Raw genomic sequence first — 22202 nt, 5'->3', positions numbered from 1 at the left:
GGTGATGAATATGATATGGTGGCCGACAAGAGGATTGAAGAGATCTTTAACGGAAAAAACGCTTCAACCATCGAAAGAAAAGGTAAGGTCGATGAAAATTTTCAAGAGATCGATGCACATCTACACGATAGATGTTGGAAATTCAAATCTTTTGAACTTCGAAATGAAAGCGCTTCAAAGTGCTCAATACAACACGCACAGGTTCGGAATATATTTTTCGGATTCGCCAAGACATGCGGATCTGCTTATCGTGCTCGGGGCGCCGACAGAAAAGATGATCATACCTTTGATGAACACGATAGAACAAATGCCAAAGCCTTTCGGAATTCTTCTTATCGAAGAGGAAGATAAGCAGAATTTAGACCTTCCCAATGTCGTCGGAAGGCTTAAAAATCCTGAACCTTCAGATATTTTGAGCACACTTTTAAAGATCATGGAAAGGAATTGATCGATATGATGGCATACGTTGCGCTCGGACTTTATTTTGCCGGAATCGTCTTCGCGTTCAAAAAAGAGATTTCTTACACTCTGTCGGCAATAGGTTCCGCCTTTGCGCTGACAGAGGGCATAATCGGAACATTTTATCCATTCACTCTCGGCAAAGTAGAAATATTGCCCAAAGTGTACATGGAACTTGGGATGAACCATACATCCGGAATTTTTATGACCATAGCGGCGATATCATGGATAGCAATATCGATCTATTCAATAGATTACGGAAAGTTTTACCCGAAAGATATGGCGCTGTGGTTAAACCTTTCTGTTTTTGGCATGATGATCATATTGATGGCAAAAGACGGCCTTACCTTCATAACAGGCTGGGAGATGATGACGATCTCGTCTTACCTTTTAATTCTCAAACATAAAGGCTCCTTCAAAGAAGCCTTTGAATTTTTGGCATTCGGAGAACTTTCAACGGTTAGTTTAATAGTGGCCTTCGCATCTTTGTTTTTGAAAAACGGGAATTTTTCATTCGCTCAAAATTCTGGCACCGTGATCTTTTTGATCATGTCAACCTTTGCGTTCGTCGTTAAAATGGGTATATTTCCCTTTCACACATGGCTTATAGGAGCACATGCGAAGGCACCGTCAAACGTTTCCGCGCTCTTGAGTGCCCCACTCACCCTGATGGGAGTCTACGGCATCTTCATGGCACTTTCTCTGATGCCCAATTTGCACCTTTACAACTTCGAATGGTGGGGAATTCTTGCCATTGCGTTTGGTTCAACCTCTGCCTTTTGGGGCGCCCTCCATGCCGTTGCGGCAAAACAACTCAAAACTCTTCCGGCTTATTCCACGATTGAAAATAACGGGATGATACTGGCCGCAATAGGTATATCCGTGGCATCAAGCGGTGATCCGAATCTTGCCGTCATGGCGGCCTTCGCATCGGCAACGGCGATTTTGATCGCCGTCTCCCATACGTTTTCGAAATCTTTGCTCTTCCTTTCAGTCGGCCATGCGAAAGAAGCGCTCGACGAGGATAACATAGACGATTTAAGAGGTGCATGGAGTGCGGTCGGCAAGATTCCTGCGCTCGGGATTTTGATCTCGGGACTTTCTTTCAGCGCTTTTCCGCCGCTGATCGGATTTGTCGGTGAATGGATGCTGCTCGAATCGTTTTTCCAATCGTACAAATTTTCCGACACGCTTGCCCGCCTCGTGACGACTTTCGGAGGCGTATTCATCGCGCTGGCAATAGGCATGGCGGCCTTTTCGATGGTCAAACTTGCGGGCTACACGGCTTTGGGATACGATCACGGCAAAAAAGCCAGACACATATCATCCACAATGATGAGAATCTCCGAACTCTTTCTTGTGATCCTTGTATTCGGATTTGGAATTTTTGTCACTTTTGTTTTAAGATATCTTGGGTATTCTCAGTTCACGTCGGGGCTTTTCGGTGTGCCTTCTCCGTTTTTGATGATTTCATCCGTGCCTATCTTCGGAGTCGTCTCGCCGGCATTTTTCGCGATAGTCACCGCCGTGCTTTTCATCTTTCCTTTGGCCTTTTACCTTAAAAGAAGGCAAAAGGTCAGACATGTCGATTCGTGGAACGGGGGATTGCCCATTGAAGAGGGAGAATATTTCAGCGCACCGGCCTATTCGGCAATACTCGAGATCGTGCTTAAAAAGGTGTACATGACAAAAGAGAAGATTTCGGAAAATGAGGCACACATAGAGATCGTCGATTTCGTAAGCGCTTTTTACGATGCCTTAAAATATGCGGTTTTAAAGGTAGAAAAGGTGCTTTCGAATGTGCTTATGAATGGGAATATAAACGCGTACGTGGCATACATCTTTGCCGTGCTGGTCGTGATCTTTTTAATTGTGAGGTGAGATATGAAAAAAGAAACAGAATCCGGATATCTGCTTGGAAAGATAGATGAACTTCTTAACAAGGTCGGATGTCCAATATGCGAACTTACTTCAGAAAGTGTGGATGATAACATAGATGCGTTATTTTACGAAAATGTCAACGATCCGTCGGAGAGAAAAAAATTTTCATCCGGGCCCGGTTTTTGTCCAAAGCATCTTAAAATGGTCGAAGATCATCTGAGGGCCCACCCGGAACTTGGCATACTCGGTGTCTCGGTACTTTACGGAACGATATCTGATGAAATAATGCACGCTTTAGATGGAGAATCGATAAAGTTTGGGGAGAATTGTCAGATGTGCGCAATAGAAAAGGATTCGGAAAAAAGATATTTGGATCTTTTCGCACAGTACATATCAAACGAAGAGAGACTCAAAAGGTACGAAAATTCTATTTCGATGGTATGTCTCAAGCATACAAATGAATTGACAAAATCCGAGATAAATCCAAATTTCAAAAGAGTCCAAATATCTAAAATGGAAAAGGTCATAAACTCTCTGAAAGAATTTGTAAGGAAAAGTGACTACAGATATTCTAAAGAATCTGTTTTTTTGATGGAAGGCGAAGCATGGAGAATCATATCTAAATTTTTGTCTTGAAAGTCTTTTAATTTTGGTGTATAATTTTTTCTCGACAAATTCAAGTTGGAGGTAATCATGTTGGATAAAAATTTGAAAGAAAAGATTGATGAAGTTTCTTCTCTCGTAAACGACAGTGAAATATATGACTATTCGACTCCTGAAGTCGTTTGGGACGATGAAAGTGGCTATTCAATTGAGGAAGAAAATTCCGTTCTCGAAGATCTTGTGTGGGGAGGCATGACCGAATCAGAGGCGAAGACAATTTTAAAAGAGTACAAAGAGCGCCTTCAAAAGGCTTCTGGTATCGTCAAACAACTCATAGAGGATGGAGTTATAACTTCCGAAGATGAAATATGGGATTATGTGGATGAAGAAGGCGACGAAGACTATTACGAAGATGAAGAAGATGATGAGGAAGACGAGTATGACGAAGGCGACGATGACGAAGACAGATGAAATATCTGAGCCCATATTGCGGCAAAAGTTATCATAACAAAGCCGATAATCTCAGTCTTTGAAAAAGTTGATTTAAGCATCAAAACGGAAAAAATGGTTGCCATGACAGGTTCTCCGGCATAAATGAATGAAGAAGAGACAGTTCCGATTCTCTTTTGGTATTTTGCCTGAATGATGATACCTATTATGCTTGCGACAATTGCCATGTAAAGGATAAAGATCACATCCGGAAAATTCCATTTGTCATTGTGACCGGAAAAAGCGTAAAACGGAATGTTTACAACCGTTATGACCAAAAATTGATAGAAGGTAAGTGTTATCTCCTTACCTTCATGTTTTTTTGTCAAAATTGTCATCAGAAGTACCTGAAAGGCAAAGGCTATGGCACACAGAAATGTCAGGAAATCTCCAAAGTTCATTTCAAAGACCTTTCCAGAAAGTTCTGTCATGTATATGCCTGCCGCGGCGATTATCAAAGCGAGGATCGTGTTAAAACTAATCTTTGTTTTTTCGAATATAAATGACAAAATAGTCGCCAAAACAACGTACATAGATGTTATAAAGCCACTTTTTGCTGGCGTGGTGTAAACAAGACCCCATGTTTGAAAAATGAAACCTGCGCCCATTGTGGCACCTAACATAAGGCCATCTTTCCATGTACCAAAAAAATCGCGCTTTATGGATGGAAAAAATATGATCAACATCAACACATCGGCAATTAAGAATCTGACAAGATTAAGTGTAAATGGGGAGATCGTTTCGAGCATTATTTTTTCTATCGGAAATGTGGTTCCCCAGACTACAACGAGTAAGGAAAGTAAAAATACTGGCATGAATTTAGATTGAGAAGTTTTTTCTATGACGTAATCCTCCATTTCAAAAGTTGAATATATACTCAACCAAGTTTAAATTCCGAATCATCGCTGCGGCAGGTGTCCCACTCGATGTCTGTCCTCGCTCCGCTGCGAAGGCCATCGAGAGGGCATCCTGCCCTTCGCTTAAATTAAATGAACATTCGACTTTTAAAGTTATTTAAGTATATTTATTTATCATCGCGACGATTCGGTATCTGTCATTTGACAGAATTTCACTTCATTCAGAAATAATTGTACACCAAATTTGATTTTTGTCACAACAATGGGTATGTCACTGTTTGTCATTCTCAATTCGAGCCCTTGACATATTTTGATTTGTTTGATATCATATTCTTTGTGGCCGAGGTGGCGGAATTGGCAGACGCAACGGACTTAAAATCCGTCGAAGGGATACCTTCGTGTCGGTTCGAGTCCGATCCTCGGCACCAATTCTTACGATGCGGGGTGGAGCAGGCTGGTAGCTCGTTGGGCTCATAACCCAAAGGTCGATGGTTCAAATCCATCCCCCGCTACCAGATTGGCGGTGTAGCTCAGCTGGTCAGAGCATACGGTTCATACCCGTATTGTCCTGGGTTCGAATCCCAGTGCCGCCAGACGTTTAAATAATAGATTTTAGAGATGTAGGAAGCCCCTAATAGGGGCTTTTTGTTTAACTCAAAAACAGTAAAATGGAGTGTTTATGTTGAAAAAATTGAATATCCTGCTTTTATCTTTTAGCTTTTTGATCGTTACTTTTACACTTTCTGGATGTATGAAGGTGCCAACGAATACTTTCACGATGAGTATCACCAAAAGTTTTCAACTGACTGATTCTCAAAATGCGATGGTGAGCGGACAGATATATTCTTCTGCCGCAGTTTCTGCGAATGGAGATATCTTTATAGGCGGTCAAAGCGGACTTTTTGTTATTTCAGGCGAAGCCTCCTGGTGTTACCAAAGTAATGCGGCAATATACTCTTCTCCATCAATAGATTCGACGAATGACATGGTTTTTGCCGTCAACAATTCCGGCGAGTTGTTTTACGCATCATATCCCTTTACAACTTACAAAAAAATGTCAATTTCATATTATTCCATAATATCGGCACCGCTTATCGTGAACGGAAATGTTTATCTCGTTGATAATAACGGCAACATTTTCAGGATAAATGAAGATGGCATGACAAAAGCATATCTCGTAACGATCGGTGAAAATGGCAGTGCCGTATGGGCCAGTCCTGTAACAAACGGAACGGATCTTTTCGTAGGTTCTGATAACGGCATTTTTTATGCCGTCAATCTAAATTCCGGAAATGTTGTCTGGCAATATCAAAGCGATGGCCCAATTTACGGAACGGCGGCAATTGGCCAGAATGGGAATATCTACGTTGGATCTAACGCACTGTACTCTTTCAGTCCAAATGGTGCTTTGCGCTGGGAAAATCCTTTAGATGGATCTCAAATTTACGGAAGTCCTGTCATTTCTCAAAGTGGGATTGTCTACATCGGAACTGTAAAAGGTAATTTTTATGCGATAAATTCTCAAACAGGTCAGACTGTATGGAATGTGAATCTTGATACGCCAATAGGCGGAATATCTTCTTCTGCGATAATCGGAAATAATGAAATTTATGTCGCATCCGGCTACAATTTTTATGCGATTGAACCTTCAAACGGAAGTATCGTAAGTTATGTAAATCTTGGATACAACGTCGAATCAAATCCTGTGTTTTATGATGGTAAAATATATGTTGGTTGTGATAATGGGCAATTCTATGAGATATCTACACCTAACGATTCTATCGCATCCGAAGGTTGGCCTATGTTCATGCATGATCAATATCATACTGGGAGACAATCATGAAAAAGGCAATTCTTTTGATTTCAATAATAATTCTGGCTTTTTTACTTTCGAGTTGTATGTTAAGCACAAATAATGCCGGTCAAAATATTGCCCAAATTCGACCTGCACTTGGAAATATATTCATGCCCAAAGACTTCCTTGAACAATGGTTTAGTGGGGTACGGACTTTTAATCCTTCGAGCCAGATGGTTCTACCTCAACTCATCGCTTCGCAAAATGAGATCGCTTCGACACAACAAGTACTTGTTAGCCCTGTGCTTTCATCTTTGCCGAGCGATTACAATTCTGCGCTTTTAACGTTTTCCAAAGGTGGAAACATCCCCAATGTCGGAGACCAATGGTACAACAACACGTGCTGGGCATTCGCAACAGTTGAATCGCTTGAAAGTGCAATGGTAGTTCAACTTGGTTCCGAGATTCAATCAAAGTATTCCTTCATATCGGATCCATCTTCTCCGACATTTTCAACTCAATTTGTCTCTTACAACAATGCCAATTGGAATATAAGCGGCAATAACAGCCTTTCTTATCAGGAAACAAATGAAGATGAAGGTGGAAATTTATTTTTTGCTTTCTACGATCTTGTAAGACGTGGAGATCCTCTGGCTACCGATTTCCCCTATTACGGATATTATTTGAATTCTCAAGGCGATGAGGTTGCGTATCCGTACATTTTATGGGATCCTGCAAATGATTCATGGCCTCAGGATCTTGTGCAGCCAATTTCAACTTTTGTCATAAATCCCTGGCAATTTTCAAACTACACAACTTTCATAAACACGATAAAAAGTGCAATAATGAAATACGGAGGACTTGCCGTTCAACTTGATGTTTACTCTGATTTCGATACATTTCAGCTGAATGAACCTGCCGGTCCCAATGGCTGGGTGTATCCAGGCCCTTCATCTACGGCCTATTTTGAAGGAGGACATGCAGTTCTTCTTGTGGGGTGGGATGATAACTGGACATACGGTGGCGTAGATTACGGGCCGGTCTGGATTCTTGAAAATTCATGGGGTACTTCATGGGGAGACAATGGTTTTTGGAGGCAACCTATGATCACGCAAACTCAATTTGACAACTTATCTATTGTACCAAATTGGCAGATAGAGGGAAACAGTATGTATGTACCTTACTTTGGAGGATGATCGAATGGCGGAGAGATACATATTTGGATCTACATGGTGGGGACGAGAGTGGGTTAAGGCCATTGAAAGAATAGATGTAGATGAAAACAGGCTTCCGAGAGGAAGAAGTTACGCAAAGAATGGCCATGTGCTCAAGATTGAGATTAAAGGTGGAAAGATTCAGGCTCGTGTCCAGGGATCAAGGCCTACCCCATACCATGAAAACATGACGCTCAAAACTTTTGATGAAAAAGAAAGAAATGTTCTTAAATTGATAATAGAACAAAGGCCGGATTTGGCATCACAAATCTTTGTCGGTAAAATTCCTCCAGAATTAAACGAACTGTTGATGGCAAAAGGCGTCCATCTTTTTCCACGATCGTGGGATGAAATAGAGGCAAATTGTTCGTGTCCAGATTGGGCTAATCCTTGCAAACATCTCGCGGCTGTCTATTATATCATCGCCTCCGAAATAGACAAGGATCCATTTTTGCTCTTTGAAATGCGAGGGATATCGAAAGAATGGATGATGAATATTTCCGGTTTGAGCCAATCTCCATCCGAAAAGTACGTTTTTGTAGACGAAGATCAATCCTCGGATCCTGAAAAGATTGAAGAAGTTAAACCGAATTTAGAAAATGATGATTTTTTAAAAGTAATAGATTTGTTGGATGACAATCCGCTGTTTTACAAAGCGGCGAATTTCAAGGCAATGCTCAAAGACTTTTATGAATCTTTAAAATCAGAAAACGAAGATCTCGAAGATGTAAGAAAAGAAAACACTTACTTCAAAGATGTGACTTTCAAGGTACTGTTTTCAACTGCAAATCCGCTTGTCATTTACACCGGAGATATAAAGATCGGAAAAGTGCGTACGGCCGCTTCAAATATGAAGAAAAGAAAAAAAGCGGATAAAGATGTCATCAAATCCGTTGCAACGGGATTTAATGATGAATCGACCTTCAAGGTCATAGAACTTTCAGAACTTTACGATTTTTTCGGAAGTATTTCGATGGTTGTGAATGAAAACGATAGCACTTATTCAGCCTTTTTCAAGAGGGTTTTTGTTTTTGCGCAAAAACTCGTGTCTAACGGACTCATAATGCCAAAAATATCGAAAATTAACGAAAAAGGCGATTTCAAAATTGATTTTGTTCCGGCTTTTTCGCAGACCGAATTCGTGAATTATCTTTCTTCTATTGCACCAAAGGATATCGTGATAAACGATGAAGAAAAGGTTTTAAGACGTGATATGATCGGTAATTACGTGACAACTTTGATGATAAATGAAATAGTCAAAAGCAGATCTGAACATTTGAAAAAATTTAACGACAAACTCATAAATGCTTTTTTCTTCGGCGAAATTTACAGGGCTGAAAAATTTGAAGAAAAGCAAACATTTGTGACGATTTCCAACTGGCTCAGCGTTTTGGACGTTCATAGCGGGAAATATACCCTTGTCGTTGGAATTAGCAAAGAGGAAGACAACTTTGACTTGAAACTCTTTGTTGAGAGCAAAGGAGATCCGCTTGAATTACCGATTGAATTCGACGAATTTTTGAAAATGGGCAATGTTGAAGATGAGCGTGCAAGAATTTTCAAGCAATTGGGAATAATAGCAAAGTACAGTCCTCTTGTTGCTCAGGCTTCCAGAACAGGTGAGGTTGAAAACCTTAAAATAGAAGATTTGAAAGACTTCATAATAAACGGCCAACATGTTTTAAGGTCTTTGGGTGTTGAAATTTTACTTCCGAAAGAATTGAAAAAGATATGGAAACCCGAACTTGCGTTGAGTGCACTTACAAAAAACAAAAAAGATCATGTGAGATCCTATCTTACACTCGACAGTATTTTTGAATTGAGATGGAAGATAAAAGTAGGAAATAAAGAACTTTCGCCTGAAGAACTTGCTAATCTTTACAACAAAACCAAGGGAATAGTGGCGCTCAAAGATATGTACGTCTTCATCGATCCTGATGAAATGCGAGCGATCATAGAAAAAGTGCAGACAGATCCGTCGCCCTCTTCGAACGTGGAAGCACTGAGGCTTTTGTTTTCCAAAGAGCGATGGGGCGTAAAAATAGAGTTCGATGACAACCTGAAAAAATTTCTCGACGATTTTAAAAAGTTATCCTCAATCCGTCCTCCTAAATTCCTTAAAGGCGTACTTAGAGAATACCAGATAAGAGGTTTTCAGTGGCTTTACTCCAACACCGAAAAAGGCTTAGGTGTTTGCCTTGCGGACGATATGGGGCTTGGAAAAACAGTTCAGGTGATATCCGTTATTCTCAAAAAAATAGAAACTGGAACACTTAACGCCCCTGCTCTCGTGATATGTCCTACCACGCTCATAGGAAACTGGAAGAACGAAATCGAAAAGTTCGCTCCTTCTATAAAAGCCTCTATCTATCATGGCACAGACAGAGTTTTGAATGTTGATGAGAGTGATATCGTAATAACGTCTTACGGTGTCGCAAGAAGCGATACCAACAAGTTAAAAAGCGTAAAATGGTCTTACGTGATAATAGATGAAGCCCAAAACATAAAAAACAGTGCAACACTTCAAAGCCTTTCAGTAAAATCAATAGAAGCAAATTCAAAGATTGCGCTTACCGGTACTCCCATTGAAAACAGGTTGACAGAATTATGGAGCATCTACGATTTTTTGATGCCAGAGTATCTTGGCAAAAAAGAATGGTTCATCAAAACATATTCCGTTCCCATAGAAAAAGACGGAAACGAAGGTAAGATCGATGAATTGAAGCGCATCGTTTCTCCTTTCATGATGAGAAGAATGAAGACGGACAAAAACATAATAAAAGATCTGCCGGATAAGATAATTGTCGACGATCATGTCGAATTGAAAGCAGAACAGGCTGCTCTTTACAAACTCGTCACCAAAAATGAAATGAAGAAACTTTACGATGCCGATGATGAAGCATCGAGAAATGGCGCTATTTTCAGAATTTTGACCGCTCTCAAGCAGATATGCAATCATCCCGTTCATTACGCAAAGCACGGAACACCTAAAATAGAATCGTCCGGTAAAGCAGAAAGGATGATCGAAATTTTAGAAGACATTTTAGACGTGAATGAGAAAGCAGTGATCTTTACCCAGTACAAAGAGATGGGAGATTTGCTGGTTGAAATGATTTATACCAAATTCGGCATAGCACCTTTATTTTTTAACGGGGAACTTTCGAGAACGAAAAGAGATTTGATGGTAAACGAATTTCAAACCAAACATTCAAAGCCTTTCATGATTTTAACGATAAAAGCGGGCGGAACGGGGCTTAATTTGACCGCCGCGAATCACGTGATTCACTATGATCTGTGGTGGAATCCTGCCGTAGAAGATCAGGGAACGGACAGAACTTTCAGAATCGGCCAAGATAAAAATGTAATCGTTCACAGGCTCATAACTTCTGGAACACTTGAAGAGAAGATAGACAAAATGTTGAGAGAGAAAAGAAAAATATCCGGCTCTGTTATAGCAGCCGGCGAAAAATGGATAGGAGATCTTTCAAACGATGAACTTAAAGATCTCTTCAAACTCGATTGAGGTTAAAAGGAAAAATTCAATCCCGTCGATATTTCAACAATCGGTAAAGATAACGGGAATGTATTTCCTATTTGTCCTGACGTTGGAACCGTTGCCATCATAAACCTTAGTGCCCCTTTGACATATCCTTCAAAACCGCTGACTATCGGAAATATGTATCCGCCATTTACACCGATTATCGGTGAGAAGCCTGCATTTGAAGATACAAAATTTGACATAAATCCCGCGTCAAACCCCACGAACCCTGAAATATCACTTGAGGCTGGTTTTGTCGTGTATCTCACACCGATAAGGGCAAGCAATGCGGCGCTTTGAGTGGAAGGTAAGGTGGTTATGTAATTCATCTGTTGTGTTAAAACAGATCCGATCTGCCCTGTCACAGAAAGATTATTTGAAATCGGAAAGGCAAATGATGTGTTGATCGTTGGAAGTGCCACGCCAGATGTCCAAAAATCTGCAACTTCGACTCCGCCTCCGACTTGGAAATTAAAGGCAAACGCAAAACTTGCCAAAACCACAACTATCAAAAGTACGGTAAAAAATTTCATCATTTTAAAGCACCATCCTTAATTCATTTATTGAATTATACCATACCATTTCAATTTTAACATCCTGACGCGGAGGCCACCTCACGGCATCGTGCTCTCCTCCGCCAGTTTGTCTTTTCTACGCGCTACCGGCTACGAGCCACCTGCTGTTTTGCTGATTACTGATCACGCGTCACTGTTTTTTTCACGCATTACTGCTTTTTCTCTAATCTCCAATCTCTAATGTCTTTTTTGTGCGTCGGCTCTCGCATTCGCCCTTCGGTGTCTGGTCCTCGCTACGCTGCGGAGGCCACCTCACGGCATCATGCTCTTCGCCGCCAGTTTGTCTTTTCTACGCGCTACCCGCTACGAACTATGCGCTGTTTTCCTCATAGGCCCTTTGCTATATGCTGCTTTATCCGCTACTTTCTCCTGATATACCGAGAGATTTCAACTTTGATTTGTAAACATCTAAGATATCCGTCATGGTTATTATTCCAAGAAAGGCACCGTTAAGCACCACTGGCACCCATGTGCTTTTATTTGTGTTCATTATCTCCCATGCCTCTTCAAGATTTGCATTTGGCTTGATCGATGGAACACCGGTTTTCATAAAAGTCCTTACCGTTCCATCGTTTAACTGATAAATATCGTACATGTAGATTGCTCCGAGAAAATGGCCTTGATTTGATACGGCAAGAGACGAAACCGAATTTTGCGTCATCAATGCTTTTGCCTCTTTCACGTCTGCGTCTGGATGAATCGAGATATTTCTGAAATTTTCTATATTGGTAACCTTAAGATTTGTCAAAATCGGCATGTTGTATTCACCGGCATGAGCGGGTGAATCTTTTCTGGTTGGAACCTGAGCACGGTAGATCGTGTAATTTCCAGACACAAGGTAAGAAATTGAAACCGCTATCATTTCAGCGGGCAACAATTGCAGTCCTCCTGTCATTTCTACGACCATGAGTATAACTGAAACCGGGATTTTTGCCGTCGCACCGTAAAAGGCTAACATTCCAACGATCACAAACGGTGCGATTGTAGGTACCTGTGCCGGAAAAATCAAATGGAAGATAATGCCTACATCTGCGCCTATGAAAGCACCCGTAAAGATCCCAGGTGCAAATAATCCTCCACTTCCACCAGAACCAACCGTCATGGAGGTGGCAAAAATCTTGATAAACGGTATCGCAAAAAGCACAAGCAATACCGGCATTCCAAAGGTTGGAAGTAAGTCAAATTTCTGATCCATCAAAATTTGAACCCATCCATAACCGCTCGCCATGATCTCTGGAAAAAGCAAAGCGATCAATCCTGTTGCAATAGCGCCGATTGCAGGTTTAAAATATCTGTTAACCTTCCATTCAGAAAACTTATCCTGCATGTAATAGAAAAATTTTGGGTAGAGTATTGCCATTAAACCTGCTACAACTCCTAATACGGCATACATCGGCAATCTGACAGGATTAAAAGGCGCTAAATAATATCCGAAGATGGGTGTAAAGCCATAAAAAATTCCAAAGATAGAATATCCTGTTGCAGAAGCAACAATGGCGGGATATATCACATCAGGTTCAAAATCCCTTTTGTAAAGTATTTCTGCGGATATAAGTGCTCCGGCAATAGGAGACTTGAAAATCGTTCCTATACCTGCGCCTATGCCTATTGCAACCATTTTTCTTCTGTCTTCGGAATTGAGTTTTAGTATATCCGCAACCATGGCACCGAGTCCTGCCGAAATCTGGGAACTTGGTCCTTCTCTTCCTGCACTTCCTCCGGATCCTATAACAAGCGCAGAGGCTATAAGCTTTATAGGTGCAACACGCCATCTTATCTTTCCTTGCTTTTGATGATATGCTTCTATCGCTTTACTGTCTCCTTCAGTTTCAGGAGCAAACTTGTAAACTAAGAGAGAGGAGATAAAAGCTCCGGCGATTACGACAATGGGAATGAGGTATATTCTATCGACAGAATAATTAAGAATTCCTCCATCACTTATCGTGTGTGGAATATTCATACCAAGCAAGTATCCGAGAAAAAATTTCTCGGATATTTCAACCGAGTAATAAAGTAAAGTCGCTGCGAATCCGCTTAAAACCCCAATTATTATTCCAAGTATTAACCATTTCCCAAAATAAGAGAAGCCGGATATGCGTTTCGTGGTGATCTTTTTTAATTTTTTAAAAATGTTGAAAAACAATCAAATCCCACCCTTGAAAATGACGCTATCCCTGATGGTCAGGTATTGTCCGAATTCATCTGGTTTCGGTGAATGAGAATTAAAAACGTTAAAAAATCCTGCCACCCAGATTTTTCCTTTTTCTTCTATTTTCCATCCGTCATGTACTTCAGGCGCTCTTAAGAAGATCAATTTGAAGATGTATCCATCTATCGATTTGCCAAGTTCAAATTTGTCATTCACAATCTCTGTTTTTGATATCTCAAATCCTAAAGGTGAAATTGAGTTGGCAACTTTTAAAAATTCTCCGTCTAAAATTTCATCTGTCGATAACAAAAAAAGGCCAGATCTGTCTATTACACCTGTCGGTAAAGCCTGACCAAATGACAATTTCATTCTTTGATGAAAACCTTCGGTCATTTTGAATTCACCGCCGGTTCTTCTCAGAATTCTCTCGATCATTCTCATGGTTTCGTGATTCGAGAGATACCTCAAAAGTCCGGTGCGCTTGTAATAAAAAAGATATTTCACCTTGCAATACCTTCCTGTATCACGTTATCAACGTTGAATTTCTGACATACACCACATCCGGTGCATCCATTTCTGCAATCGGGCGTGAGTTCTGCTTTTAAAGACTTCAAATGTTCTGACCATAAGAATCCTTTTGAAATTCCGGAATCTACAAAATCCCACGGGAAAGGATCTTTAAAAGATTTTGCTTCCATGATTTTTTGAAGTGCTATTTTTTTGTCTTCAAAAATTTTCATCCACTTATCTGGATCGAACATCTCATCCCAGTCGGCAAAGATAACATCGCTTTTTTCCGCTTCTTCAACAACTTCTCCAACAGTTTTGTCTCCTCTTGAAAGTACACCTTCTATAATTGCTTTGTATGGATCGGTGAAACTCAACTTCGCGAATCTTCTTGTCCAGTTCAAAAGTTTAAATCTTCTGAAGGCCTCATCCGGCATTATTTGCGCATCAAATTGAAACGGAGTGTGTGCTTTTGGAACGAATACTCCTACCGTTGCGGAAACTTCATGAAAGCCCATGCGCTTTATCTTATCAAGCATAACTCCTATGGCTTTAACGTCTTCGTCCGTTTCAGTCGGAAGTCCGATCATAAAATAAAGTTTTATCTTATTCCATCCGTTGTTCCGTGCCATTCTTGCAGCCGAAAAAATATTCTCTTCCGTTATACCTTTGTTTATGACATCTCTTAGCCTTTGCGTGCCCGCTTCTGGCGCTATCGTTATGCCACTTTTTCGAATCGTACCGATGGCTTTTGCGATTTCCACTGTGAAGGCATTTGCACGTGTGGATGGTATCGAAATGGAAGTATCTTTGATGTTTTTAAGCAAAGAAACTGCATCTTCTATTTGACTATGATCCGCACTGCTCAAAGATAACAAACTCAACTCTTCGTATCCTGTTTTTTTAATTATTTCTTTAGAGATTTCAAAGATGTCGTTGGCACTTCTTTCACGTACGGGTCTGTACACCATGCCGGCCTGGCAAAATCTGCATCCGTTTGTGCATCCTCTCATTATTTCGACCACACCTCTGTCATGAACTATTTCGGTGTACGGAATTATCTGATCTGTTGGAGCCCAATCGTTTTTCATTTCAGAAATGACTCTTTTTCTGACTTTGTAATTATAACCCGGTACATAAACTCCTTCTACCGTGCTTAAAAATTCAAGTTTTTCCGATCGCGATCTTCCTTTTTTTATTGCCCTAAGCATTTCTATCGTTGCCTCTTCCCCGTCTCCGATGAGAAATGCGTCTATGAACTCTTCCATCGGTGCAGGATTAAAAACACACGGTCCCCCTGCAATGACTAAAGGATCGGCGTCAGATCTTTGAGAATTTTTTATCGGTATGCCACCGAGTTTTAGCGATCTTAAAACGTTGGGATACGACATTTCGTACTGAAGTGTGAAACCTATCACATCGAATTCTTTTATCGGAGTGTAAGTTTCATACGAATAAAGAGATACGTCATTCTCCATCATCGCTTTTTGCATATCGAACCATGGCAAATAAGATCTTTCGCATTTCGCAAAATCACTTTTATTGATGATATCGTAGAGAATTTTTACCCCAAAATGAGACATCCCGACATCATAAAGATCGGGAAAGATAAGACACATCGAAAGTTCGGCATCTTTTTTTATCGAGTTATACTCATTCCCTATGTATCTGCTGGGTTTTTCGACTTTGTCAAGAATACCGACAAGTTTGTTTAGCACACTTGAATGTTTTTTGTTATTCACCGTTCACTTCTCGCTATTTATTTCTTCGGATTGCCTTCTGTCCGCCCTTTCGGTTCTTCTCACTCTGGACGTCAATCTGTTAGACCATTTTCCGCATCTGTCGCCCCAATAGGCTATGGTTTCACCATTTTCTATAACTTCGTAAACTTCGCAGTTATTTGCACAACCATCGCAGTAAAAGACTCGAGTTTTGTGTTCAAGTTCTGTCACTTTGAAGCCTTTGAAATTCGTCTTTTGGCCTGTTATCTCGATTTCTCTCTTTGCAAGCATCGCAACGCCCCATGCTCCCATGAGTTTGTTGTTCTTTGGCACTATGACCTCTGATCCAACTGCATTTTCAAAGGCCTTTACTATGCCTATATTTTCGGAGACACCGCCTTGGAAAACGAATTTTGGAAGCAATTCTTTTCCTCTGGCAAGGTTGTTAAGGTAATTTCTAACGAGGCTTTCGGAAAGTCCGGCTATTATATCTTCGGAAGTCGCTCCCATCTGCTGCTTGTGAATCATGTCGGATTCTGCAAAAACCGTGCATCTGCCGGCTATTCTAACCGGATTTGTGGCCCTTAGCGAATAATCTCCGAACTTTTCTATATCTACCCCGATTCTTTCAGCCTGATGATCAAGAAAAGATCCTGTTCCGGCCGCACAAACCGTGTTCATGGCAAAATCGATAACTGCACCGTTTCTTATGAAGATTATCTTTGAGTCCTGTCCGCCTATTTCGAAGATCGTAGATACATCGGGCACTTCGTGAATTGCAGCGTAGGCGTGTGCGGATATTTCGTTTTTTATGATGTCGGCTCCGACAACAACGCCTGCAAGTTGCCTTCCACTTCCTGTTGTACCAACGGCTATAACTTCTATATCACCGAATTTTGAAGTGATGACGTTGTATGCCTCTATCATACCTGCCTTTATGGTATCTATCGGATTCCCTTTCGTTCGAATGTAAAGACCTTCTATTATTTCGTCATTCTCATCGACGAAGATGACTTTCGTCGTAACCGAACCAACATCTATTCCCAACGCAACCTGTTTTGACAATTCTTTCACCTCTTTAACTTTTAACCGTTACAGACTCTTTTCTTTTTTCGTCTGTTTTTATCTGTCTTCTGCTTTTTATCATATCGACAAAAGCCTCAAGTCTTGTTACGAATCCGGCTTCTCCGGTTTGTTCATCGAAAGCGAGGCTTAAGACTGGGATGTCGTAATCCTCACTTACCTTTGTGAGTATTTCTTTCGCCGCTGTCTCGGGCAAACATCCAAACGGCTGGGCCTGAATGACGCCGTCGTATCCGGCTTTCTTGTAAAGGATGGTATTCATTATACTTTCCTGTCCATCTCCGCCTATGAAAAAGTCAAGATATCCTTTGTTAACCTCAAGCATGTGGGCTTTATGAGATTTTGCCTTTATAAGCCTATCAAGCGTCCAGTTTGTAACTCTCAAAGATCTGTCCACATCTACTCCCATGTAGGCCAATTTTTTCTCTATGTCAAGATTATTGCTGTAGTCCATCAATATGTAAGCCTCTCCGACGAGACCTATTTTGGGAAGATCGTCTCGTTCGACGTGGGGATTTTTATCCATCTTCTCAATTTCATCTTTTAAAATCTTTTTGATGGCCTTAACTTTGTTTGGTGCATGTCTTATTTTTTCAACCGCTCCGTTGAAGATCTTTTCAGTCGATCCGGAAACTTTTTCTCTTGGAATAAGGTAATAAAGTTTTTTCTCGAGTTGTTCAACTGCGTACACTTTCCATCCGGCTATAACGAAGGCTTTGACAACCGTCCATGGTGCATGCAATCCTGTCAGTTTTATGAGTTTTTTGAAAAATCTCGGTATGCCTCTGTAAAGTGGCGGATAAATTCCTTCGACATTTACAACTTCAAAATTCGTAAAGCCTTTGTCTCTTAAAATTTTGTAATACAATGGACTATAATATCCAAATCTGCAAGGTCCGTAACTTTCGAGAGAAACCATTTTGAAGTATCTGTCCGGATTCTGTTCAAGCACCCTTTCAAACTGTCCTAACAATATTTTAAACGGAAAACACATGTATTCCGGCGAATTGGAAACGCCTTCCTTTATGGTTTCTGTGTTTGTTGGTTCAGGTATTATCACGTCGTATCCGAGTATTTGGAAGAAACTTTCAAAGGCTGCGTACGTGTACCCCATCCTCGGTACCGTGTAAGTTATTCGTTTGTGCGACAAGACCATCACCTCTTTTCACGCGTATGAGATCGATGAATGCTTCTATTCTCGTTGCAAGACCTGCGTCTCCCGTTTGTTCATCCACTATTATATGCATAACAGGCTTTCCCATCTCTTTGGAGTAAAGATCAAGCAATTTTTGGTATATAGAACTTATGCCGCAATTAAAAGATGATATGCTTATAACGCCATCGATATCAGGTGCATCTATGTAGTACATCCCACCTTTTGCCGCCGCGTTTGCCTGATACCAGAAAAGGTCTTTTATCATGTATTTGGAGTAATGCTTGTAAACTTTTGGATCTAACATGTCAGTTGTGACTATGCCGACTCCGGAATCTTCGAGTTTGGATATGACATCTCCGTTGGTAAAAGTGTCATAAACATCGTATGGAAATCCAGCAAGTGCCACTGTGTAAGGTTGTTTTTGAACCGGCTTCTTTATCAATGAATCGAGATCACGTATGTTTTTTACAACATCAAGAAAAGTATGACCTGATCTTAAAGATTTAACGGCAAGTTTTTGGTACTTTATACCCATCTTAACGGCCATTTTTATCTTTTCGTCCGAATCTCCGAGTTGTTTTCCTATATCTTCAAATCCTTCCATGATCGGTTTTTCTCCCTGCCTTGTGTAGAAAGTTGCCGTTAAAATTCTACTTGCATCCCTCACAAAAGCGCTTCTCATAAGATCGGGAAGAGCGGCCAGTTTTGGACATGTGTACTTGTATTTCTCCTCGCTCGCAATCCTTGGAACGAAAACAAAGTCCACATCCTTTTTATCGAGCAGATATTTAACGTGACCATGAAAAACTTTAACAGAAATGCATATATCATCAACGGAATGAGAAACACCTAAATTTATGATCTCCTTGTTCGTCGGGACTGACAACTTTATCTCATGGCCAAGCGATGAAAAAAATCCGTACCACATTGGATAATACACGTAAAAATATAACGCTCTTGGAATTCCTATTTTCAATCTCTACCACCTCTATTCACAAACACAGAATATTTTACCATAAAGTCAGTTAAAATGATAAAGGGCGCATTTAGCGCCCTTTATTGTTTTGTTAACTTTTAGTGTCCGCTCTGGGTTGCGAGATTCCACAAGTACATGAATTGTTCCAAAGATCCTCCGCCTATCTTTCCGGTCTTTGGCACACCTATATCGTATTTGGATATAGTTTCAGAAGACGGATTTGTCTGCTGCATGGCACCTACGAGCAGGTTCCAGTCTGTCATGTTGACGTATCCATCGTTGTTGAAATCGGCCTGAGAATAAGCGGCGTTGACCGTTTTGAAGATCGGAACGAAGAACCAGTTACCGTAAGATTCGAATTTCCATGCCGGCACATTTCCTGAGGCATATTCCTGAGGCGTTACCCACGGCTGCAGCCAGTATCCATTCATGCCCCAACTGGTGCCCCATGAATTTCTAACTATCCATACGTTGTAAGTCTGGCCATTGGAAGCAACATAATTGTCTATCCATCCGACTATCTGAACGGCATGGCCACCTTCGTAAGGATTAGAAGGAGTTCCTGGATTTACAGGAACATAGACACCACCCGCGTAACCAAAAAAGTCCGCCGGCACTGCGAAAGAGACACTGACGGATCCGTACTTCATTATCATCGTCTTTATCGCATCTATGTATTGATCGTAACTCACGTTGTAGTAGTAAGCCTCTTCGGGAGCGCTGAGCAGTAAAAGTGTACCCTGCGAATAAATCAAATCTTTTTGCCAGTTCGAATTTTGAGGATCCCATTCTATCCACGGAGAATTCTCGTAAGATATCGTCGGGAAATCAGTGGCAGGAGGCATTCCGTACCTTACAGCGTTGTACATCGCAAAATACTGACTTCCGCCCGCATCGTAATTAGAATCCTGAACTACCCATCCATTTGCCGCACTTAAAAGGTTCCAATCGACGTCATGATATGCGGCGAATTGTGTCGATAAGACAGGTATGGCCGATGGAGATACGACGCCTTGCATGGCAAGGGCCGTTTCAAAGGTTTCCGTTGTAGAAAAAGCCCAGCATGTGCCATGATATCCCTGATCTTTGACAGGTGTAACGTAAGAAATACCGGGATATTGCACGAATTGGTTGCTGAGATCGTAAGCGGTCGGAAGGTTCGATCCATTCATCGTCAATGGATTGAACATCGTGTAAGATCCCATAAGCATGTCATCTGTTGTCGTTAACTTTCTGGTAAGAAATGCGGAAACAAAATCCTTTGGCAAAGGCCTCCATCCGTTCATGACAGCCAATTGTCCTATTGTCTTTCCGTTAAATCCGTTAAGTCCGGCTATCCATGGAAGGCCAACTTGGGCATTTTGGGCGTTTATCGCTTCAACGGTGGCTGTACTCATAACCGTCTGCGCACCTAAAGAAACTCCAAACGCAAAGGCCGATACTAAAACCAAAGCGATCAAGATAAACGTAATCTTTTTCATATCAATCACCCCGTTTACTGTGCACTGCTAACGGAAACTACGGGCACGGATCTCAAAATCACAACACCGTCTATGTTTCTCAAAGAGTTGTCTTTGAAAACGGGATTGAGATTACTGTATCCTTCGTAACCAAAGTAGCCTTCATATATTATACTGGCATACGCGTAAGATCCGCTGTAAGTTGCAGGCACCGTGCACTGAATCTGGACGGCTACGTCAGTTGCAGATGTTGCAGTCACAGCATCTGGGACTGGATTTACGAATCCTCTGTAAACCGTCAAAATTCCACTATTTGCGTCGTATTTGTACGTCGACAGGTTAACTTTGCCTGCCATCATGTCCGGGAATGTAACGTTATCAAGTTGAAGACCCGTAGCAAGTTGAACGGAGAACTGCATGTACATCAAACCGTTGTTCGTCGTGATGTCGGTATGATCGACGTTATCGTTGACTATTTCATGAGTACCGGATGCATACGCTGTTAAATTCGGATCGTAAACAGATGCAACAAAAGACCCGCCTGTTGCAACTGAAGTTGTGTTGTATCCCACGTACATCTGTGGCATATTCGAAAGTCCGTATCTTTCGCTGAGCACAAATGGGGCTATTGAAAAAGACCCTTGTGTTCCAAGCCAGTTTATAGGTAACATACCTATCGCATAGGTTTGGCCTAACTGGAACGCAGGTACGTTGTAAGCATTTCCACTCATATCGTAGACCTGCAAACTGCCAGGACCTGTTGCCGAAACTATCATGTCGGTATTCGTGTTCGGATGAGGAATCAAATACCATTGCTGGGCCGTCGATGTTGCCGGAAGCACAACCCACTGGCCGGTCGGCGATATGTTGAGTCTGTATCTTATACCCGTCCCCAAAGGCCCGTAAAGGTAAAATCTCACAAGTAAAGCACCCAATTTTTGATCGGAAGCCCAACTTATTTCTGCATATCTACCCTGAGGATGAGAGCCTATTCCGTAAAAGCCACCTTCGGTTCTGTCGGAAACGGCTATTCCTATCGTTGGCCCTGCGGTCAAAATTTCAAAATTGTAAACGGTCGGAGGTACGTGAGCATTGGCAAGTTGTACCATGAAGGTGTAATTTCCATCTGACAATCCTGTAAAGGTGGCAGTTGTCTGTGTCGTTGAGATCCACGTTGCACCGTTTGTTATAGAGTAAAGATACGTGTGGGGTTTGTTGTCAAGAGATTTCCACGATACAGAGACATTGTCTGTAGCGTAAACTGTAGCGGCATTCGTGACTTTCAAAGATGTAACGTTGAAGGTTGTGGTATCCTTGCCGGTTCCACCTAAACCTGTTTTACCCACGATTTGGGCCGTGTAAACACCAGGGGTCGCTATCGATGTTTGATAAGTGGTTAGATTTGAATTGGACAGCAACGTTATTGGACCAACACCAGAGGCGGACAAAGTTAACGTGTACGTAAGTCCACTTTCGCCTGACCATGCAAAGGTTATGGGAGAATTAACCGGATAGGCCGAGTTGTTGAGCGATGTTGGAGCGGTGAACTTAACGGTTGGAGGCATGAGAAAACATCCACTCAAGACAATGGCTATCACAAGTACAGAAAGAGAGAGTAAAATTATTTTACCCCTTAGTTTCAATTACTTCATCCCCTTTCATCAAGATATGAAAATTATACTTCATCTTAAAGCAAGATGTCAATTAAGATTTATGAAAACAAATTGGAAAATTTATTC

The 22202-nt window shown here is 41.3% G+C and carries 17 protein-coding genes and 3 tRNA genes; 10 read left to right on the top strand and 10 right to left on the bottom strand.

Annotation, left to right across the window (positions count from 1 at the left end):
- Nucleotides 1-4 precede the first annotated feature (4 nt).
- Genes ACP5NR_RS00485 through ACP5NR_RS00470 form a run of 4 tightly spaced genes read left to right on the top strand, consistent with a single transcriptional unit; the run spans nucleotide 5 to nucleotide 3414 of the window.
- Nucleotides 5-448, top strand: coding sequence for an NADH:ubiquinone oxidoreductase (locus ACP5NR_RS00485; RefSeq protein WP_428005788.1), 444 nt, complete (start codon nucleotides 5-7; stop codon nucleotides 446-448).
- Between the two features lie 5 nt (nucleotides 449-453).
- On the top strand, nucleotides 454-2340 hold the full coding sequence (locus tag ACP5NR_RS00480) for a proton-conducting transporter membrane subunit (RefSeq protein WP_428005766.1): 1887 nt from the start codon (nucleotides 454-456) through the stop codon (nucleotides 2338-2340).
- Nucleotides 2341-2343: 3 nt separating this feature from the next.
- Entirely contained in the window at nucleotides 2344-2976 is a 633-nt protein-coding gene (locus ACP5NR_RS00475; protein ID WP_428005765.1) for a hypothetical protein, read from the top strand.
- Between the two features lie 57 nt (nucleotides 2977-3033).
- Nucleotides 3034-3414, top strand: coding sequence for a hypothetical protein (locus ACP5NR_RS00470; protein WP_428005764.1), 381 nt, complete (start codon nucleotides 3034-3036; stop codon nucleotides 3412-3414).
- Here the strand turns inward: ACP5NR_RS00470 and ACP5NR_RS00465 are convergent.
- Nucleotides 3348-4313 (bottom strand): DMT family transporter, encoded by a 966-nt coding sequence (locus ACP5NR_RS00465; protein ID WP_428005763.1) that lies wholly within the window; start codon nucleotides 4311-4313, stop codon nucleotides 3348-3350. The two genes, ACP5NR_RS00470 and ACP5NR_RS00465, sit on opposite strands and share 67 nt — an antisense overlap.
- A 315-nt stretch (nucleotides 4314-4628) precedes the next feature.
- Here ACP5NR_RS00465 and ACP5NR_RS00460 point away from each other — a divergent pair.
- The 6 genes from ACP5NR_RS00460 (at nucleotide 4629) to ACP5NR_RS00435 (ending at nucleotide 10821) form a co-directional block, all read left to right on the top strand.
- Nucleotides 4629-4717: transfer RNA gene (locus ACP5NR_RS00460), tRNA-Leu, on the top strand.
- A 10-nt stretch (nucleotides 4718-4727) separates the two neighbouring features.
- Nucleotides 4728-4804 (top strand) — tRNA-Met (locus ACP5NR_RS00455).
- A 4-nt stretch (nucleotides 4805-4808) separates the two neighbouring features.
- Nucleotides 4809-4882 (top strand) — tRNA-Met (locus ACP5NR_RS00450).
- An 89-nt stretch (nucleotides 4883-4971) separates the two neighbouring features.
- Entirely contained in the window at nucleotides 4972-6132 is a 1161-nt protein-coding gene (locus ACP5NR_RS00445) for a PQQ-binding-like beta-propeller repeat protein (RefSeq protein WP_428005452.1), read from the top strand.
- A complete protein-coding gene (locus ACP5NR_RS00440; RefSeq protein ID WP_428005453.1) occupies nucleotides 6129-7280 on the top strand; it encodes a C1 family peptidase in 1152 nt (383 codons plus the stop codon). The genes ACP5NR_RS00445 and ACP5NR_RS00440 overlap by 4 nt, the downstream gene beginning before the upstream one ends.
- Before the next feature lie 4 nt (nucleotides 7281-7284).
- A complete protein-coding gene (locus ACP5NR_RS00435; RefSeq protein WP_428005454.1) occupies nucleotides 7285-10821 on the top strand; it encodes an SNF2-related protein in 3537 nt (1178 codons plus the stop codon).
- A 2-nt stretch (nucleotides 10822-10823) separates the two neighbouring features.
- Here ACP5NR_RS00435 and ACP5NR_RS00430 read toward each other — a convergent pair whose 3' ends face one another.
- The 9 genes from ACP5NR_RS00430 to ACP5NR_RS00390 all read right to left on the bottom strand — a co-directional run bounded on the left by ACP5NR_RS00430 (nucleotide 10824) and on the right by ACP5NR_RS00390 (nucleotide 22106).
- Nucleotides 10824-11372, bottom strand: coding sequence for a hypothetical protein (locus ACP5NR_RS00430; RefSeq protein ID WP_428005455.1), 549 nt, complete (start codon nucleotides 11370-11372; stop codon nucleotides 10824-10826).
- Nucleotides 11373-11763: 391 nt separating this feature from the next.
- A complete protein-coding gene (locus tag ACP5NR_RS00425; protein WP_428005456.1) occupies nucleotides 11764-13554 on the bottom strand; it encodes a chloride channel protein in 1791 nt (596 codons plus the stop codon).
- Nucleotides 13555-14064, bottom strand: a complete 510-nt coding sequence (locus ACP5NR_RS00420; RefSeq protein ID WP_428005457.1) for a TIGR03936 family radical SAM-associated protein — start codon at nucleotides 14062-14064, stop codon at nucleotides 13555-13557.
- A complete protein-coding gene (locus ACP5NR_RS00415) occupies nucleotides 14061-15809 on the bottom strand; it encodes a radical SAM protein (protein WP_428005458.1) in 1749 nt (582 codons plus the stop codon). Before ACP5NR_RS00415 ends, ACP5NR_RS00420 begins: the two co-directional genes overlap by 4 nt.
- Nucleotides 15810-15812: 3 nt before the next feature.
- Entirely contained in the window at nucleotides 15813-16853 is a 1041-nt protein-coding gene (locus ACP5NR_RS00410; RefSeq protein WP_428005762.1) for an acyl-CoA dehydratase activase, read from the bottom strand.
- 13 nt (nucleotides 16854-16866) lie between these two features.
- The gene (locus ACP5NR_RS00405) at nucleotides 16867-18021 is read right to left on the bottom strand and encodes an acyl-CoA dehydratase activase-related protein (RefSeq protein ID WP_428005460.1); all 1155 of its coding nucleotides are present in this window, start codon (nucleotides 18019-18021) and stop codon (nucleotides 16867-16869) included.
- On the bottom strand, nucleotides 17960-19003 hold the full coding sequence (locus ACP5NR_RS00400) for an acyl-CoA dehydratase activase-related protein (RefSeq protein ID WP_428005461.1): 1044 nt from the start codon (nucleotides 19001-19003) through the stop codon (nucleotides 17960-17962). Before ACP5NR_RS00400 ends, ACP5NR_RS00405 begins: the two co-directional genes overlap by 62 nt.
- Before the next feature lie 98 nt (nucleotides 19004-19101).
- Complete coding sequence (locus tag ACP5NR_RS00395) at nucleotides 19102-20484, bottom strand: C1 family peptidase (protein ID WP_428005761.1); 1383 nt, start codon at nucleotides 20482-20484, stop codon at nucleotides 19102-19104.
- 14 nt (nucleotides 20485-20498) lie between these two features.
- On the bottom strand, nucleotides 20499-22106 hold the full coding sequence (locus tag ACP5NR_RS00390; RefSeq protein ID WP_428005760.1) for a hypothetical protein: 1608 nt from the start codon (nucleotides 22104-22106) through the stop codon (nucleotides 20499-20501).
- Nucleotides 22107-22202: the final 96 nt, after the last annotated feature.

This window comes from Athalassotoga sp. (assembly GCF_049965695.1).
In the GTDB taxonomy this organism is placed as follows: domain Bacteria; phylum Thermotogota; class Thermotogae; order Mesoaciditogales; family Mesoaciditogaceae; genus Athalassotoga.
The sequence above is the reverse complement of the archived record's forward strand: the minus strand, read 5'-3'. Positions and strand labels throughout refer to the sequence as shown.

Bases quoted from the DNA above. Each gene is read 5' to 3' on its own strand.
- ACP5NR_RS00485 (WP_428005788.1), top strand. From the start codon at position 5: ATGAATATGATATGGTGGCCGACAAGAGGATTGAAGAGATCTTTAACG.
- ACP5NR_RS00480 (WP_428005766.1), top strand. From the start codon at position 454: ATGATGGCATACGTTGCGCTCGGACTTTATTTTGCCGGAATCGTCTTC.
- ACP5NR_RS00475 (WP_428005765.1), top strand. From the start codon at position 2,344: ATGAAAAAAGAAACAGAATCCGGATATCTGCTTGGAAAGATAGATGAA.
- ACP5NR_RS00470 (WP_428005764.1), top strand. From the start codon at position 3,034: ATGTTGGATAAAAATTTGAAAGAAAAGATTGATGAAGTTTCTTCTCTC.
- ACP5NR_RS00440 (WP_428005453.1), top strand. From the start codon at position 6,129: ATGAAAAAGGCAATTCTTTTGATTTCAATAATAATTCTGGCTTTTTTA.
- ACP5NR_RS00435 (WP_428005454.1), top strand. From the start codon at position 7,285: ATGGCGGAGAGATACATATTTGGATCTACATGGTGGGGACGAGAGTGG.
- ACP5NR_RS00430 (WP_428005455.1), bottom strand. From the start codon at position 11,372: ATGATGAAATTTTTTACCGTACTTTTGATAGTTGTGGTTTTGGCAAGT.
- ACP5NR_RS00395 (WP_428005761.1), bottom strand. From the start codon at position 20,484: ATGAAAAAGATTACGTTTATCTTGATCGCTTTGGTTTTAGTATCGGCC.